Raw genomic sequence first — 14411 nt, forward strand, 5'->3', positions numbered from 1 at the left:
TCGCTAATCCTTCGCCGTCATCAGGCTGGATAGAGGACTTCCACCTCCAAGCTGTCGTTCATACTCGGCACACCGCTTGGTGGGTTTCGCTTCGCTCTACCCACCCTACGCAGCTCACTCCGCGATCGCCGCCTCGACGAACCCATGGGGATCATCGCAAAACTCGCGCATGACCCTGTAATGATCCGTGTCCTTCACGTTCACCGGCTCCAATCCGTATTTCGACAGCCGCAGCAGCGTCGCATTTGGATAGGCCATCAGGATCGGCGAATGAGTGGCCATGATAATCTGGCATTGGCCGGTCTCGTCCATCCGGCGCATCAGCTTCAGGAATTCGATCTGGCGCGAGGGGGACAGCGCGGACTCCGGCTCGTCGAAGATGAAGATGCCCTGGCGCTGGCAGCGTTCTTCGAAGAAATAGAGGAAGCCCTCCGCGTGGGAATAGGAGAGATAGTCGGGCGCCGATTGCCTGGCCTGCCCGCCAAGCAGTTGTTCAGCTTCCTGCGCGGCGCGATCCAGGTGTCTTGCGACCGAAAAGAACGTCTCTGCCCTGAAAAACCAGCCGTAGTTGACCTTGGGTAACCAGCCGGCATGCAGGGCAACCGAAAGGTCTTCGCCGGTCACTTCGATGGCGTCGGAATGATCGACCAACCTGTGTCCCTTGCCGCCCCCACCGCTGTCGAATCCGGCAAGCGCTGCGATGCCTTCGAGGATGGTCGATTTGCCGGTTCCGTTTTCGCCGGCGATGATGGTGATGGCGGACTCGAAACTCAGATCGAACTCGTCCCTGAAAATGGGAAGGCAGAATGGATAGGCGTCCCAATCCGGAACGAGCGAACGATCGAGCCAGACCCGCTTCAGATAAGGCGCAGGAAGATTGATCGTGCGGTTTCGCTTTCGGCCCATGCCCCTCTGTCCCACTCTATTCCGCGATCGCCGCTGTCACGAAGCTGACCGGGTCCGCGTAGAACTCCCGCATCACCTTGTAGTGGTCGGTCTGCTCGACGGTAGTGGGCTCAAGGTCGTATTTCGACAGCCGCAACAGCGTCGCGTTGGGATAAGCCATCAGCACCTGGCAATGTCCGATATCATCCATGCGCTTCAGCAGTTTCAGGAATTCGATCTGGCGCGCAGGTGACAGCGCCGATTCCGGCTCGTCGAAGATGAAGATGCCCTGGCGCTGGCACTGCTCGTTGAAGAAACGCAAAAAGCCTTCGCCGTGAGAGTGGGAGAGGAAGTCCGGAGGGATGCCGGCTGGTACGTGAGGAATGAACTCAGAGTTGACCTTGTCCAGATATCTTGCCACTGAAAAGAAGCTCTCCGCCCGAAAGAACCAGCCATTGGTGATTTTCGGCAACCAGCTTGCGCGAAGCGCGGTCGACAGTTGCCCGCCCATCTTCTCGATCGCCTTCGAGTGATCGACCGGCATGTAACCATTTCTGCCGCCAGCCTCGTCGAAGCCGGCCAGCACCGCTATACCTTCCAAGAGCGTCGACTTGCCGGTGCCGTTCTCGCCGACAATGATGGTGATCGCACGATCGAAGCTCAGCTCGAAGTCATCCCGCAGCAATGGCAGGCAGAACGGATAAGCGTCCCGGTTCGTGATGCGGGACGGATCGAGCCAGACCCGCTTCAGATAGGGCGCCGGCAGATTGATCGTTCGGCTTCTTCGCGAGGCCATGGGCGCACCTAACAACCGACGCAGTTCAGAGCTTCAATCTCAGACTGATTATCTGGCATAGTTCATGGAACACAACAAGAACGATCCTGACTATGAGCGTCCGCCCCGCGCCGAGCGCCACCTACGCTCTCTTCCGTGATGCCATTCTCGGCGAGCAGCAGGTCGTCTGCACCTACGAGGGCCGGCCGCGCGAGCTTTGCCCGCACATCATCGGCACCAACAAGGCAGGCGAAGAGGTCGTGCTGGCCTGGCAGTTCGCCGGCGAGAGTTCAGGCAGGCTCCCGCAATGGCGCTGCCTGCGGCTCGCCAATGTGCGCGATGCCCGCCTGCGCAAAGGCCGCTGGCACGAAGGCGGCTCGCACCGCACCGAGCAGACCTGCGTCAGCAACATCGATCTCGACATCAACATCCACGTCCGCAAGCGGCGGTGATACCGCTCCGTCCTAGCCGCGCGGGCAGTGCCAGTCCCTCACGGTGAGGAGCCGCGAAGCGGCGTCTCGAGCCATGCAGGCCGAGACCTCGCCCGCGGCCCATCCTTCGAGACGGCTGCTGCGCAGACTCCTCAGGACGAGGACTGAACTGGTGGCCTCGCTCACGCATCGGATGTCGCCTGAGCAAAGATTCTCCCGCAATATCAAGGTGATTTGCCTCGTCCAGTCGGCCCGCGAAAAACATTCCGCTTCGTTCTGGCCGCAAATCACCTTAGAAACCGCGCCGTCCCGCCTCCACTTGGAGGGGCGTATCGCGATCGTCACGGACGTTGGAAGCGGGATGCGATGGACGTGGCTGTGTCAGGCGCGAATAGCGCCAGACGAATGGCGTGGCTGCGTACGGCGAAGTCGTGTGGTCCTGGCGCCCCGACGCTGGCGCTAAGCTTTTCGCGCGAACAAGTTCGCGCTTGAGGTGACGGTGGCAAGAAAGCCCGGTCACCGGGGAGAGCACGAAGTAAGCCGTAAAGCCGTCGTGCAGGGAAAGCCGGTGTGATTCCGGTTGAACCTGTGGTCCTACCCCCGTGCTTTTTGTTGCACGGGACCCACGGGTGCAACCAGCACCCGGCTTTCCCTGCGCCCTCTGCTCAATGAGAGGGTCAGAAGCGACGCAAACCTCGGACGCAATGCGCCGCGAGAATGCGAACGTGTATCCTCTCCGCTGTTTGACAAATGAATCAGCAACATCCCCGTCATTGCGAGCGCAGCGAAGCAATCCATGCTTCCGCGCGTGGAGGGGTGGATTGCTTCGCTACGCTCGCAATGACGACGGAGAGAACTGCATCCGTAATGACGATGTCGTCCCGGATCAAGGCCGGGACAACAGCCTACCCCTCCTCGTCCAGCACTTCGAGCACGAGCTCCATCGTCATCAGCACCGGGTTGTCGCCGCGCACCAATTTCCCCTCGGCGATGCCTCCGAGATAGTCGACGAGCGCGATCTCGAGCTCGGCTTCGAGCTGGCCATCGGCATCGGGAGCGATCGTCCCCGCTCGGACCGCGAGCTCGGTCGCAAACGGCACGACCGTGCGGCCGTCGGTGAAGCAGGCGCCAATGGTCGAGCCGACGCCGCCATGCAGCCGCGCGTGCAGGATGCCGTGCTGGCGGCAAAATTTCTCGAGCGCGCAGGCAAAATCCTGGTTGGGGCGCAGCCGCAGCGCAAAGGCGCGGCTGGTGGTCTCCGCATTCGTCGCCTGGCGCGGCATCGGGCCGAACAGTTTGAAATTGGTCTCGGCATCGCCCTCGGCGACAAACATCGCCCCATTGAGACCGAAGGCCTGCACCTCGAAGGGCTCGGCGACCACAGTCTCTTCCGGCAGCATATGGCCGCCGTTGAAACGGCCGTCAGCCTCGGTCCACAATCCGTGGCAGTGGAAGAATGGTGCACCATCACGCTCGCCCAGCGTCATCGTGGCGAGCTTGAGCCGGGTGATGCCGTCGGGACGAAACGTCTCGCTGTAGAATGCGGCGTTGGCGCCGGTCTTCGACAGTGCCGGCATCACGTAGGCGAACGGGCCAAGCGCGCCGCCGCTTACGCTCAAGACGCCGCCCGAAAATCCTTCCGCCGCAAAGCCGCGGCGTGCGGCTTCAAGCAGCGGAATGCCGGCCTGCAGCGTGAAGGAAAATGCGCGCCCGCGCGCTTCCACCCATTGAATGCGCTCGCGCGCAGAGGGACCCGGTTGGGCGATGCTGCGCATCACCCGGTCTGCTTGGTGGAGACGTCGAGCAGCCCGCGCGCTTCCAGCTCATCGCGGATCAGGCGCTTGGGTATCTTGCCGTAGCCCGACTTCGGCAGCGCATCCCAGAAGAAGAAGCGCTTCGGCATCTTGTAGCGCGGCACCTTCGGCGCAAGGTACGCGGCAAGCTCCGCCTCGCCGACCGCGCCGGCGCCCTCGCGCGCGACGCAGACGGCAACGCCAACCTCGCCCCAGAAGGGATCGGGCACGCCGAGCACGGCGACCTCGCCGACAGCAGGATGCGTCAGGATCTTCTCCTCGATCTCGCGCGGATAGATGTTGGAGCCGCCGGAGATGTACATGTCGGATGCGCGGCCGGTGATGTAGACAAAGCCCTCTTCGTCCATGTGGCCGAGATCGCCGGTGCGAAACCAGCCGTCGCGAAACGCCTTCGCGTTGGCTTCAGGGTTATCATAGTAGCCGGCGAACACCGCGGGGCCGATCACGCAGATCTCCCCGGTCTCGAACGGCTTCAGTTCGCGGCCCTGGTCGTCCTGGATCGAGACCTGCATGCCGACGCGCTCGAAGCCGCAGGTGCCGATCCGCGCATGCGGGCCGTCCTCGGGATCGTGCAGCGCCGGCGGCAGCACGGTGATGTTGCCGGTGACCTCGCCGAGGCCGAAATACTGCACCAGCACGGCGCCGAGCTTTCGCATCGCAAGCTTCTGGTCCTCGCGGTACATCGGCGCCCCCGCATAAATCACGTGGCGCAGCGAGGAATGATCGAACTGCTCGACGGCGGGATGTTCGACCATCATCTTCAGGATCGTCGGCACCGTGAAGAGGTTGCTGACGCGGTGCTGCTCGATCAGCCGGAATGTTTCGGCGATATCGAATTTCTCCGAAGGCAGCAGGATGGTCGGCACCCCGCGCGCGGCCTGCATGAGCTGGTGGATGCCGGCGCCATGCGACAGCGGCGCGACCACGATCGAGGCATCCCGCTCGCTGACGCCGGGCGTCAGGTCGGCGAGATGGTTGGTTACCACGAAGGCCATCTGGCCATGGGTCAGCACGGCGGCCTTGGAGCGGCCAGTGGTGCCGGAGGTGAAGAAGAACCAGCAGGGATCGTCATGCTCGACCGCGACATTGTCGACCTTCGCGCCGGCGTGCGCCGCGATCGCTTCAGTGACGGTCCGCTCGCCAAAACTCCCCTCCTCGCCGATCCGCCAGGTGAATTGCAGCGCGGGATTGGCGGCGGCCGCGGCATGCTCGGGAAAGTCGCCGTGGCAGAGGAAGGCCTTGGCGCCGGAGGCTGCGGCGAGATAGGCGACCTCGTCGGGCATCAGGCGAAAATTGGTCGGCACCCAGACCGCGCCGAGGCGGAAGGCGGCGAACATCGACCAGAACATCTCGTCGCAGTTCTTGGAGTGGACGAGGATGCGGTCGCCCCTGACGATGCCCCGCGCCGCCAGCGCGGCGGCAAGTGCGGAGACGAGGCCATCGATCTCGCGCCAGGTCCAGCTCCGGTCCCGCCAAATGAATCCTGCGCGATCGCCATGCCGGCGCGCATTCTGGGTCACGATATGCGCCAGGTTCATCACCCGGCGCGACATCCGCAACTGATCGCCGCGCGGCGCGGCCACGCTACCCGTCTCTCCGCTCATTTCCGTCCCATCGGGAGTTTCATCATGCGGGGCTTCTGGCTGCCCCTCTGCGGTTTATCGTCTCCGCACGGGGTTCGGCAAGGGCGGACCCGGCGCCTGCGGCCGCCCAGCCACCGCTCCGCGACGTGGGCGGTCACTGCGGATGGTTGGCGAGTTCCTGATCGCTCCTGCCCCAGTCCTGCCAGAGCTGCAGCGCACCCAGCAAGACCACCAGCGCCCCGAGGATGCCGTGCCAGACCTGCAGCAGGGTGTCGCCGGAATAGCCGAACAGGAACGGCGAAGCGATCAGCCAGCAGCCGAGCACGATCGCTGCCACCTCCTCCCAGCGCTGCAGGGCGACATATTCGAGCTGGGCCAGTCCGAACACCAGCATGCCGATCACGAAGGTGTTGAGGATCATGATGCTGCGGTCAGCATCGACGACGTCGCGGCCGGCCTGCATCGGAAACCACGGCGAGACCACGATCAGCACGCCGAGCAACATGCCGAACCAGTCCTCCCAAGGTCTATGGGTGCTAAAGAAACGCTTATCCAACATGGTAGACCTCCCTGGAAAAGAGGCATACGTCAGCAGCCAGCGATCATGACATTGCAGTACCAAACGACCGTCTGGCCGCTTCGGGGCGTATGTCTTGAAAAAACGTAGGCCGGTTATGATCGGCTTGCAAGGCCGGCCGATCGCCAACTTGCGAACAACCGCGGGCGATTGCGGCGATGCAAACAACGGGAATGAGATGATGGATGGACGTGTGAACGAAGCAGTCGTCAACAACCCCGGGCGCAAGCGCTACGAGCTCGCGGTCGATGGACATATTGCCGCGGCCTACTACGAGAAAGCGGACGGTGTGATCACCTTCGTCCACACGGAGGTGCCGGCCGAGCTTGGCGGCAAGGGGATCGGCTCAAAGCTGGTCCGCGGCGCGCTGGACCAGGTGCGCGCCGAGGGCCTGAAGGTGATCGCGCAATGCCCGTTCGTGAAGGCCTTCATCGAGAAACATGCGGATTACCAGGATCTGCTGAAACACTGAAAGCGCAGACATCAGACATGACATCGGTCCGCAACAACACGGCACAAAGCCGCTTCGAACTCGACGTGGAAGGCCGCATCGCGTTCGCAAACTACCGCGCGACGCCGTCGGCTATCATCATCACCCACACAGAAACGCCGCGTGCACTGCGCGGCCGCGGTATCGCCTCCGAACTCGTCAAGGGCGCGCTGGAATTGATCCGCGCCGACGGCCACAAGGTGATCGCCGGCTGCGGTTTTGTCGTCGACTATCTCAGCAAGCATCCCGAATACCGGGATCTCGTGGCGTGAGAGTCGGGCGGCCTGCTACACGATCCGGATCGACATGTCCGGCAGGCCCTCGAGCTTGCACAACAGCACGTCGCCCTTGACCACCGGGCCGACATTTTCCGGTGTGCCGGAATAGATGATGTCGCCAGCCTTCAGCTCGAAGGCTTCCGACAGTTTTGCGATCTGCTCGGCGACGCTCCAGATCATGTTCCGCAGGTCCGAGTTCTGCCTGATGGTGCCGTTGACCGCGAGCGAAATCGCGCCCTGGGTGAAATGTCCGGTCTTGGAAGCCGGATGGATCGGACCGATCACGGCGGCATGGTCAAAGCTCTTGCCGATCTCCCACGGCTTCTTCTCCGCGGCCATGCCGTTCTGCAGGTCGCGGCGCGTCATGTCGAGACCGAGCGCATAGCCATAGACGTGATCGAGCGCCTTATCGGCGGGAATGTTGGCGCCGCCGGATTTCAGCGCGGCGAGGAGTTCGACCTCGTGATGATAATTTTTCGTCAGCGACGGATAGGGATGATCGGCAACCGTCCCGATCGCAACGTTCTGGATCGCATCGGTCGGCTTCTGGAAGAAGAACGGCGGCTCGCGCGTCGGATCGGAGCCGCGCTCGATCGCATGCGCGGCATAGTTGCGGCCGATGCAATAGATGCGGCGGACCTGGAATACCTCGGTCTCGCCGACAATCGGGATCGTCGTCGCTGCTACCGGAAACATCGCCTTCGGCCCGACCTGCGCGTCGGCGGACGTAACCTGCGCGGCCGTTCCCGCCAGCGCGAGCGCGCCGGTGGCGAGCATGGTCCTGCGATCAATCGTATTCATGGGCGTTCTCCTTCGTTGTTGTTATTATCTGGCGGGGTCGACAAAAAAGGCCCGCGACGATCGCGGGCCTTCGAATGCTCAAGTACCAGCGTCGCCTTAATGCTTGATTTCCGGCGGCAGCTTGCCGCCATTGGCCGCAAGTTTGGTCATCACCTGCTTGTGCAGCCAGATGTTCATGCTCGCGGAATCATTGGTGTCGCCGGTGTAGCCGAGTTCCTTGGCAAGCTCCTTGCGCGCGGACAGGCTCGAATCGATGTCGAGCGCCTTCATCAGGTCGACGATCGATGTGCGCCACTCGAGCTTCTCCTTCTTCGCGGCGACGGCTGCATCCAAAATCGGAGCGACGTCGACGCTCTGCGCAGGCGCGGCAGCCGGAGCGGTCGGCGAGGCCCCGGCGGCGGGCGCGCTCCCCGCAGGCGCACCGCTAGCCGGCGCTGCAGTCGCTGTGCTGCTGCCGAAGATCGAGCTCATGATTTTTCCGAAAATGCTCATCGTTCACTCCAAAGGACTTGAGATGTGGTGTCAGGTGGTTCTCTCGGGGCTCTTTTCGACCGGCAGCACCCGCCGGGGTCGCAAAATGATTTTACCCGGACCAGCCAAGGTTGCCAATGCGACATTCACCGAAGCGTGAGTGCGTCTGTCCCGGTTTGGGAGTACCGTGACATCTCACTTCGCGACATGGCCGCTTGGGTGTCTTCGCGTCTGGCCTGTTCGTGATCGCTTAGGAGACGGCACGTTGTGCCCCTCGCTGGCGGGCACAGAAATGCGGCCGCGCAGGGAGACAACGACTATGGCCACCTATCACGACAATGTCACATCACTGACGCAGAGCGGACAGGAAGTCGCGGCTGCGCCCGAGATTCGTACCATCAGTCTCGGCGATCTGCATCGCGCCTTGCAGCTCGGCTGGGAGGATTTCAAGGCGGTCCCGAGCCACGCCGTCATCCTGTGCGTGGTCTATCCGGTGTTGGGCCTGGTGCTTGCCCGCGTCGTGCACGGCTATTCCGTGCTGCCGTTATTGTTCCCGTTGGCCGCGGGCTTCGCCCTGCTCGGCCCGTTCGCGGCGATCGGTCTCTATGAACTCAGCCGCCGCCGCGAGAATGGCGAAGAGCCTTCTGCATGGGGCGCAATCGAGATCGTCCGCTCTCCGTCATTCGGCGCCATGCTTGGACTAGGCACGCTGCTGTTCGCGCTGTTCGTGACCTGGATCGCCACGGCGCAGGCCATCTATGTCTCGGCATTCGGTTATGCGACGGCGGCGGGGATCCCCGATTTCCTCACGCAGGTGCTGACGACAGCGCAGGGTTGGTGGTTGATCCTGGTCGGCTGCGGCGTCGGCTTCCTCTTCGCCCTGCTCGCGCTTTGCATCAGCGTGGTGTCGTTCCCGATGATGCTCGACCGTCACGCTACGACCGGTGAAGCCATGGTCACCTCGCTGCGCGCGGTCGCGCGTAATCCGGTGCCGATGGCCGCCTGGGGCCTGATCGTCGCAGCATTGTTGGTGCTGGGAACGCTGCCTTTCTTCCTCGGCCTCGCCATCGTCATTCCCCTGCTCGGCCACGCCACTTGGCATCTCTACCGGCAGATCATCGTTCCCGACCCCAATGTGCAGCCGCTCCCGCCACGTCCGCGCGCGCGCAAGCCTGCTGCCGACTTCCCCGCTAACCTGTTCCCGTGGCGTCGGAAAAACAGCGCGTAGATCTTCGGCAAATCTGTTCCATCATCCCGGTCTGGTGCGCCAGCATCAGACTGGGGTTCGTCCGAGCTCCGGCACGTGACATCGCCCCGGCATGGTGGATTGACTTGCGCGTGCAACGCCGACAAGCCTTGTTTTGGCCGCTCTTGCCGCAAACATTTTGGTAGCGTTTCGAGATTAGTGTCGATGATGCGTCGACATGGAGTGAACGATTTCATGAGCTTTCGCTTTTCCCTCCGGACTGCACTGGGAGCCCTGCTCCTGACCCTCAGCACGCCTTCGTTCGCCGCGACCTGCGGCAGCGGCTCGTTCGATACGTGGCTGGACGACTTCAAGAAGGAAGCGGCATCGAAGGGGATTTCGCAGTCCGCGATCCAGGTCGGCCTGAACGGCGTCACCCTCGACAAGAACGTGCTCACGCGCGACCAGTCGCAGAAGGTGTTCAGTCAGACCTTCGAGGAATTCTCCGGACGCATGGTGCCGCCCCGCCTCACCCGCGGCGCCAACATGATGAAGCAGTACGGCTCGGTGCTGTCCCGCATCGAGGAGACCTATGGCGTGCCGGGCGAAGTGCTGGTGGCGATCTGGGGATTGGAGACCGATTTCGGCGTCAACATCGGCAAATTCCCAACTCTGCGGGCGCTGGCGACGCTCGCCTATGATTGCCGCCGCTCCGATATGTTCAGGGCCGAGCTTCTGGATGCGCTCCGCATCATCGAACGCGGCGATGTCCCTCCACAGGAACTGCGCGGCGCATGGGCCGGCGAGATCGGCCAAACCCAGTTCATGCCGTCGAACTACATCAAATTCGCAGTCGATTTCGACGGCAATGGCCGCCGCGATCTCCTGCACAGCGCGCCCGATGTGCTGGCCTCGACCGCGAATTTCTTCGCCAACCATGGCTGGCAACGCGGCAAGAATTGGGAGCCAGGCAATCCGAACTTCGCGGTAATCCAGCAATGGAACAAGAGCGAGGTTTATGCGCGCACCGTCGCCTATTTTGCCACCCAACTCACCCGCGTACCGTAGCGCTTCCCTCCCTCTCGCTTTAAGGAGCCGATCGCCGCGGGACGATCGGCGCCTGTGAGAAGCCTTGCTCCTTACTTCGCCTCGCCGGCGTGCATCGCCTTGTTCAGATGCGCCGCGCACACGCCCATCTTGCCACCGAGCAGAGCGTCCTGCGCTTGCGCAATCTCCTTTTGCGCCACGATTTTGCCTGGACCGTCCGCCATTGTCTCAACTGCGGATTCGGTCTTGGCGAGATTGTCGCCGCTGCAGCCGACGGTGACCTTAGCCGCGTGGGCGGGAATGGCGGCATACGCAATGAAAGCCATCGCAGTCGCTGCAATCAGTTTGTTGCGCATCGGTTTTTTCCCCATTTTCCGTATTATTTGAACGGAAGCCGACGTGATTGCCGGAATCCGTGACAACCATTGTTCGCTCATCATCGAAAAGTTCAGAATGAATTCCGCGCGATAGAGATGTGATCGACGCTGCGAGCAAAGCACGCATGCGTTGCATCTATTTTTCATTACAGCTTGGTAAGGAAGGGCAAGCCGCGCGAAGCATCGTTGCCGCTACTGCGGTATCCGGTCCCCTCCGCTCGCGAACCGTACCCCGGAGGATAGGGAGTTGAAGGTTCGGCAGCGGCATCGGCCGCAGGCAGCCTTCGGACTGCAAACATGCTTCAGTGATCCGTCGGTCTTGGCCCGGCTTCGCGGACTCGGCATTCCGCACCAAATCCTGGGACCACGAGGAATATTCTTCTAGATCGACCCCAGAAGAAATGAGTTTAATTTCATTTCTAAGGGCCAAGGCGCATGCGAATCACGCATGAGAAGCTAGCCACCCCGAATCGGTCTCCGGCGTTGCGCCGGGCGGGGCTCAAGGCCGAGCATTTGATTTCACGTCCGTGCGCACCCATATGCCAAGCGTCGACGGAAGTGCCGCCCCTCATCGCAAGCCCGTGATTTTACGGACCTTTTCCAATACCGGCACGCGTTCTCACCAACCCGCTGACGCCTCGTCGGGCCGCTCCGCTGTTGGGTTAATCAGGCCTTACCGACGTCATGCATTTTTCACTTAGCTGCACCGCAACATAGGAACTACCGCACTGCATCAACTCAACCTATGTTCATTCTATCGACGATGACGCTTCCCATAGAGCTGAATCGTAATTTCTAGGAGACTACCATGTTACTCTCGCTCATCCGCATGATCCGGGCGTTCCGTGATTATCAGCGTAATGTTGCCGAGCTGTCCCAGCTTAGCGATCGCGAGCTGGCGGACATCGGCCTTGATCGCTCTGATATTCCGCGCGTGGCCTCTGGGCACTTCAACGGCTGATCCTTTGTCAGCCCATCAATGAACGGATAACGCCCGCTCCTTTACGCGGGCGTTCTCGTATTCTCTCCCCAGTTTCTCTGCCCGGTTTCAGATGCGCTCGCGGGAAAAACGCGCTAACCCTGCGCGATGACCGCGACCAAGCCTTCTCCTGATCCTGTCCACATCATCGGCGCCGGCCTTGCCGGTTCTGAAGCCGCCTGGCAGGTGGCAAATGCCGGCCGGCGCGTGGTGCTGCACGAGATGCGCCCACAGCGGATGACCGAGGCCCATCGCACCGATGGCCTTGCCGAACTCGTTTGCTCCAATTCCTTCCGCTCCGATGATGCCGCCAACAATGCAGTCGGCCTGCTGCACGCCGAAATGCGCCGGCTCGGCTCGCTGATCATGCGCGCCGCCGACGCCAACCAGGTGCCCGCCGGCGGGGCGCTGGCGGTCGACCGCGAGGGGTTTTCCGCCGCGGTCACCAAGGCGCTCAACGAGCACCCCCTGATCGAGATTCGCCGCGAGGAGATCGCGGGCCTACCGCCCGTCGAGTGGCGCAACGTCATCGTTGCGACAGGCCCCCTCACCTCGGCGCCGCTGGCAGATGCCATCCGTGAGCTGACCGACGAAAGCGCGCTCGCCTTCTTCGATGCGATCGCGCCGATCGTGCACAAGGATTCCATCGACATGAGCGTGGCGTGGTTCCAGTCGCGCTATGACAAGGTTGGGCCGGGGGGCACCGGAGCCGACTACATCAATTGCCCGATGACAAAGGAGCAGTACGACGCGTTCGTCGACGCGCTGCTGGCCGGCGAGAAGGTGGACTTCAAGGACTGGGAGACCAACACGCCCTATTTCGACGGCTGCCTGCCCGTCGAGGTGATGGCCGAACGCGGTCGCGAGACCCTGCGGCACGGGCCGATGAAGCCGGTCGGCCTCACCAATCCGAACGATCCCACCACCAAGCCCTACGCGATCGTACAACTTCGCCAGGACAACAAGCTCGGCACGCTCTACAACATGGTCGGCTTCCAGACCAAGCTGAAGCATGGCGCGCAGCAGCGCGCGTTCCGCACCATTCCGGGTCTCGAGCACGCCGAATTCGCGAGGCTCGGCGGATTGCATCGCAACACCTTCCTGAACTCGCCCAAGCTTCTGGATTCACAACTACGGCTGCGCGCCGAGCCGCGATTGCGCTTCGCCGGCCAGATGACCGGCTGCGAAGGCTATGTGGAGTCCGCCAGCATCGGCCTGCTCACCGGCCTCTATGCCGCGGCGGACGCTCGCGGCCATTCGCTGGCGCCGCCGCCTTCGACCACGGCGCTAGGCGCGCTGCAGGGCCACATCACCGGCGGCCATATCGAGACCGTCGACACGGGTCCGCGCTCGTTCCAGCCGATGAACATCAATTTCGGCCTGTTCCCGCCGCTGGCCAGCCCGCCAACGAAGAAGCCCCACGGCACGCGGCTCCGCGGCAACGAGAAGACGGTAGCGAAGAAGCAGGCGATATCAGCCCGCGCGCTTGCCGATCTTGACCGCTGGATATCGGACCATTTGCACGTCGCGGCGGCGGCTTAAGCCATGAGCTTGCCGAAAGACGACGCCGCCAGCCTGTCGGCGCGATGGCGCGAAGGAGTCCTGCTCAAGCGCGACGTGTTTTCGACCGTCGAGCGCGGACGTTTCCGCATCGAGACCGGCGAAACCGATGCGGTGCTGCGCCGGCTCGACCTGGTGCCGTTCTGGTCGTTTCCACTGGCGCTGCACCTGTTTTCGCGCGAGCGCCGCGCGCTGTCGCTGGCGCGCGACCTCGACGTCGGACCGAAGCTGCTCTGGGCGGGACAACGCGCGCTGGTGCGCGGGTTCATCGACGGCGTGGCGCTGCACCTGGCGAAGCCGCATGGCGATGTCGCCTATTTCCGTTCGGCCAAGGATGCGCTGCGCAGACTGCATCGTGCCGGCATCTGCCACAACGATCTCGCCAAGGAGCAGAACTGGCTGGTCGGCCGCAACGGCCGCGCCTATCTCACCGATTTCCAGCTCGCCGCCTGCTTCAAGCGCCGCAGCCGCCTGTTCCGCATCGCGGCCTATGAGGATTTGCGGCATCTGCTGAAGCACAAGCGCAGCTATGCGCCCGATGCGCTGACCCCGAAGGAACGCAAGATCCTCGCTCGCAAGTCAGTCGTCGCCAGCGTCTGGCTCAAGACCGGCAAAAAGGTCTACCAGGCGATCACCCGTGGACTCTTCAATTTCACCGATCGCGAAGGCGGCGGCCGGCGGCTGGTCAATGACGCGCCGGTCCTGATCGATCTGATCCGGAAGAACCCGGAAGTCCGCGACACCGCGATCGTCGCCTTCGCAGACCGCCGGGTCGGCGTCGGGCTCTATGCCTTCGTGGAAGCCGACGAGGTCGCGCTGGAGAAGAAGCTGCGCAACACGCTTGCCTCAGCCAAGGGTGTCAAGCCGCCCGAGCATATCCAAGTCGTCCATGCGCTGCCGCGCGATGCCGCGGGCAAGCCGCGCACGGAGATATTGCAGCTCGTGGCGATGAACCAGATCGACCTGATCGAGCCGATGATGCAGAACGAGGCCGACCGCGCCTTCCTCAAGGACATCCTTGAGCAGCGCAAGAATCTTCGCGACCGTTTCAATTTCGAAGTCGCCGAGATGGACCGGCTCACGCGCTAGGCCGTGTGGACAGTTACCTTATCCAGAGCAGAGTGGCGGCAATGGCGACGACGGCGAAGTAGTTTCGC

16 protein-coding genes are annotated in these 14411 nt (G+C 62.7%); 8 read left to right on the plus strand and 8 right to left on the minus strand.

The window, feature by feature from the left end; translation table 11 throughout:
• Positions 1–114: 114 nt before the first annotated feature.
• Positions 115–906 carry an AAA family ATPase gene (locus AAFX91_RS29545; RefSeq protein WP_130580995.1) on the minus strand — a complete coding sequence of 264 codons (792 nt, stop codon included), beginning with the start codon at positions 904–906 and terminating at the stop codon, positions 115–117.
• A 16-nt stretch (positions 907–922) separates the two neighbouring features.
• Positions 923–1681: an AAA family ATPase gene (locus AAFX91_RS29550; protein WP_394568976.1), complete on the minus strand. Its 759-nt coding sequence runs from the start codon at positions 1679–1681 to the stop codon at positions 923–925.
• A gap of 92 nt (positions 1682–1773) precedes the next feature.
• Here AAFX91_RS29550 and AAFX91_RS29555 point away from each other — a divergent pair, with 92 nt between their 5' ends.
• Entirely contained in the window at positions 1774–2112 is a 339-nt protein-coding gene (locus AAFX91_RS29555) for a hypothetical protein (RefSeq protein WP_130580980.1), read from the plus strand.
• An 884-nt stretch (positions 2113–2996) separates the two neighbouring features.
• On the opposite strand, the gene AAFX91_RS29560 is transcribed toward AAFX91_RS29555, so the two are convergent.
• The 3 genes from AAFX91_RS29560 to AAFX91_RS29570 form a co-directional block, all read right to left on the minus strand.
• Positions 2997–3866 (minus strand): PCC domain-containing protein, encoded by an 870-nt coding sequence (locus AAFX91_RS29560; RefSeq protein WP_130581305.1) that lies wholly within the window; start codon positions 3864–3866, stop codon positions 2997–2999.
• Positions 3866–5509 carry an acyl-CoA synthetase gene (locus AAFX91_RS29565; RefSeq protein ID WP_394568977.1) on the minus strand — a complete coding sequence of 548 codons (1644 nt, stop codon included), beginning with the start codon at positions 5507–5509 and terminating at the stop codon, positions 3866–3868. Before AAFX91_RS29565 ends, AAFX91_RS29560 begins: the two co-directional genes overlap by 1 nt.
• 133 nt (positions 5510–5642) lie before the next feature.
• Positions 5643–6047, minus strand: coding sequence for an SPW repeat protein (locus tag AAFX91_RS29570; protein ID WP_394568978.1), 405 nt, complete (start codon positions 6045–6047; stop codon positions 5643–5645).
• A gap of 211 nt (positions 6048–6258) precedes the next feature.
• Between AAFX91_RS29570 and AAFX91_RS29575 the strand changes: the two genes are divergently transcribed.
• Together AAFX91_RS29575 and AAFX91_RS29580 are read left to right on the plus strand one after the other, a co-directional pair.
• On the plus strand, positions 6259–6537 hold the full coding sequence (locus tag AAFX91_RS29575; RefSeq protein ID WP_394568979.1) for a GNAT family N-acetyltransferase: 279 nt from the start codon (positions 6259–6261) through the stop codon (positions 6535–6537).
• Between the two features lie 17 nt (positions 6538–6554).
• On the plus strand, positions 6555–6827 hold the full coding sequence (locus AAFX91_RS29580; RefSeq protein WP_130581302.1) for a GNAT family N-acetyltransferase: 273 nt from the start codon (positions 6555–6557) through the stop codon (positions 6825–6827).
• A gap of 15 nt (positions 6828–6842) precedes the next feature.
• Here AAFX91_RS29580 and AAFX91_RS29585 read toward each other — a convergent pair whose 3' ends face one another.
• Positions 6843–7634: a fumarylacetoacetate hydrolase family protein gene (locus AAFX91_RS29585; protein WP_394568980.1), complete on the minus strand. Its 792-nt coding sequence runs from the start codon at positions 7632–7634 to the stop codon at positions 6843–6845.
• Between the two features lie 96 nt (positions 7635–7730).
• Complete coding sequence (locus AAFX91_RS29590; protein ID WP_282527103.1) at positions 7731–8126, minus strand: DUF3597 domain-containing protein; 396 nt, start codon at positions 8124–8126, stop codon at positions 7731–7733.
• A gap of 298 nt (positions 8127–8424) precedes the next feature.
• On the opposite strand from AAFX91_RS29590, the gene AAFX91_RS29595 reads away from it, so the two are divergent.
• On the plus strand, positions 8425–9333 hold the full coding sequence (locus tag AAFX91_RS29595) for a DUF2189 domain-containing protein (RefSeq protein ID WP_130581299.1): 909 nt from the start codon (positions 8425–8427) through the stop codon (positions 9331–9333).
• Positions 9334–9546: 213 nt separating this feature from the next.
• On the plus strand, positions 9547–10359 hold the full coding sequence (locus AAFX91_RS29600) for a lytic transglycosylase domain-containing protein (RefSeq protein ID WP_130581298.1): 813 nt from the start codon (positions 9547–9549) through the stop codon (positions 10357–10359).
• Between the two features lie 71 nt (positions 10360–10430).
• Here AAFX91_RS29600 and AAFX91_RS29605 read toward each other — a convergent pair whose 3' ends face one another.
• Positions 10431–10778 carry a hypothetical protein gene (locus tag AAFX91_RS29605; protein WP_349016978.1) on the minus strand — a complete coding sequence of 116 codons (348 nt, stop codon included), beginning with the start codon at positions 10776–10778 and terminating at the stop codon, positions 10431–10433.
• A gap of 745 nt (positions 10779–11523) precedes the next feature.
• Between AAFX91_RS29605 and AAFX91_RS29610 the strand changes: the two genes are divergently transcribed.
• The 3 genes from AAFX91_RS29610 (at position 11524) to AAFX91_RS29620 (ending at position 14343) form a co-directional block, all read left to right on the plus strand.
• Complete coding sequence (locus AAFX91_RS29610) at positions 11524–11676, plus strand: DUF1127 domain-containing protein (protein ID WP_130581297.1); 153 nt, start codon at positions 11524–11526, stop codon at positions 11674–11676.
• A gap of 126 nt (positions 11677–11802) precedes the next feature.
• Positions 11803–13236, plus strand: coding sequence for a methylenetetrahydrofolate--tRNA-(uracil(54)-C(5))-methyltransferase (FADH(2)-oxidizing) TrmFO (gene trmFO / locus AAFX91_RS29615; RefSeq protein WP_394568981.1), 1434 nt, complete (start codon positions 11803–11805; stop codon positions 13234–13236).
• A gap of 3 nt (positions 13237–13239) precedes the next feature.
• Positions 13240–14343: a serine/threonine protein kinase gene (locus AAFX91_RS29620; protein WP_394568982.1), complete on the plus strand. Its 1104-nt coding sequence runs from the start codon at positions 13240–13242 to the stop codon at positions 14341–14343.
• Positions 14344–14411 lie beyond the last annotated feature (68 nt).

Origin of the sequence: Bradyrhizobium sp. 31Argb (assembly GCF_043638955.1) — a bacterium.
GTDB lineage: Bacteria > Pseudomonadota > Alphaproteobacteria > Rhizobiales > Xanthobacteraceae > Bradyrhizobium.

Bases quoted from the DNA above. Each gene is read 5' to 3' on its own strand.
- AAFX91_RS29545 (WP_130580995.1), bottom strand. From the start codon at position 906: ATGGGCCGAAAGCGAAACCGCACGATCAATCTTCCTGCGCCTTATCTG.
- AAFX91_RS29550 (WP_394568976.1), bottom strand. From the start codon at position 1,681: ATGGCCTCGCGAAGAAGCCGAACGATCAATCTGCCGGCGCCCTATCTG.
- AAFX91_RS29555 (WP_130580980.1), top strand. From the start codon at position 1,774: ATGAGCGTCCGCCCCGCGCCGAGCGCCACCTACGCTCTCTTCCGTGAT.
- AAFX91_RS29560 (WP_130581305.1), bottom strand. From the start codon at position 3,866: ATGCGCAGCATCGCCCAACCGGGTCCCTCTGCGCGCGAGCGCATTCAA.
- AAFX91_RS29565 (WP_394568977.1), bottom strand. From the start codon at position 5,509: ATGAGCGGAGAGACGGGTAGCGTGGCCGCGCCGCGCGGCGATCAGTTG.
- AAFX91_RS29570 (WP_394568978.1), bottom strand. From the start codon at position 6,047: ATGTTGGATAAGCGTTTCTTTAGCACCCATAGACCTTGGGAGGACTGG.
- AAFX91_RS29580 (WP_130581302.1), top strand. From the start codon at position 6,555: ATGACATCGGTCCGCAACAACACGGCACAAAGCCGCTTCGAACTCGAC.
- AAFX91_RS29585 (WP_394568980.1), bottom strand. From the start codon at position 7,634: ATGAATACGATTGATCGCAGGACCATGCTCGCCACCGGCGCGCTCGCG.
- AAFX91_RS29590 (WP_282527103.1), bottom strand. From the start codon at position 8,126: ATGAGCATTTTCGGAAAAATCATGAGCTCGATCTTCGGCAGCAGCACA.
- AAFX91_RS29595 (WP_130581299.1), top strand. From the start codon at position 8,425: ATGGCCACCTATCACGACAATGTCACATCACTGACGCAGAGCGGACAG.
- AAFX91_RS29600 (WP_130581298.1), top strand. From the start codon at position 9,547: ATGAGCTTTCGCTTTTCCCTCCGGACTGCACTGGGAGCCCTGCTCCTG.
- AAFX91_RS29605 (WP_349016978.1), bottom strand. From the start codon at position 10,778: ATGATGAGCGAACAATGGTTGTCACGGATTCCGGCAATCACGTCGGCT.
- AAFX91_RS29610 (WP_130581297.1), top strand. From the start codon at position 11,524: ATGTTACTCTCGCTCATCCGCATGATCCGGGCGTTCCGTGATTATCAG.
- trmFO (WP_394568981.1), top strand. From the start codon at position 11,803: ATGACCGCGACCAAGCCTTCTCCTGATCCTGTCCACATCATCGGCGCC.
- AAFX91_RS29620 (WP_394568982.1), top strand. From the start codon at position 13,240: ATGAGCTTGCCGAAAGACGACGCCGCCAGCCTGTCGGCGCGATGGCGC.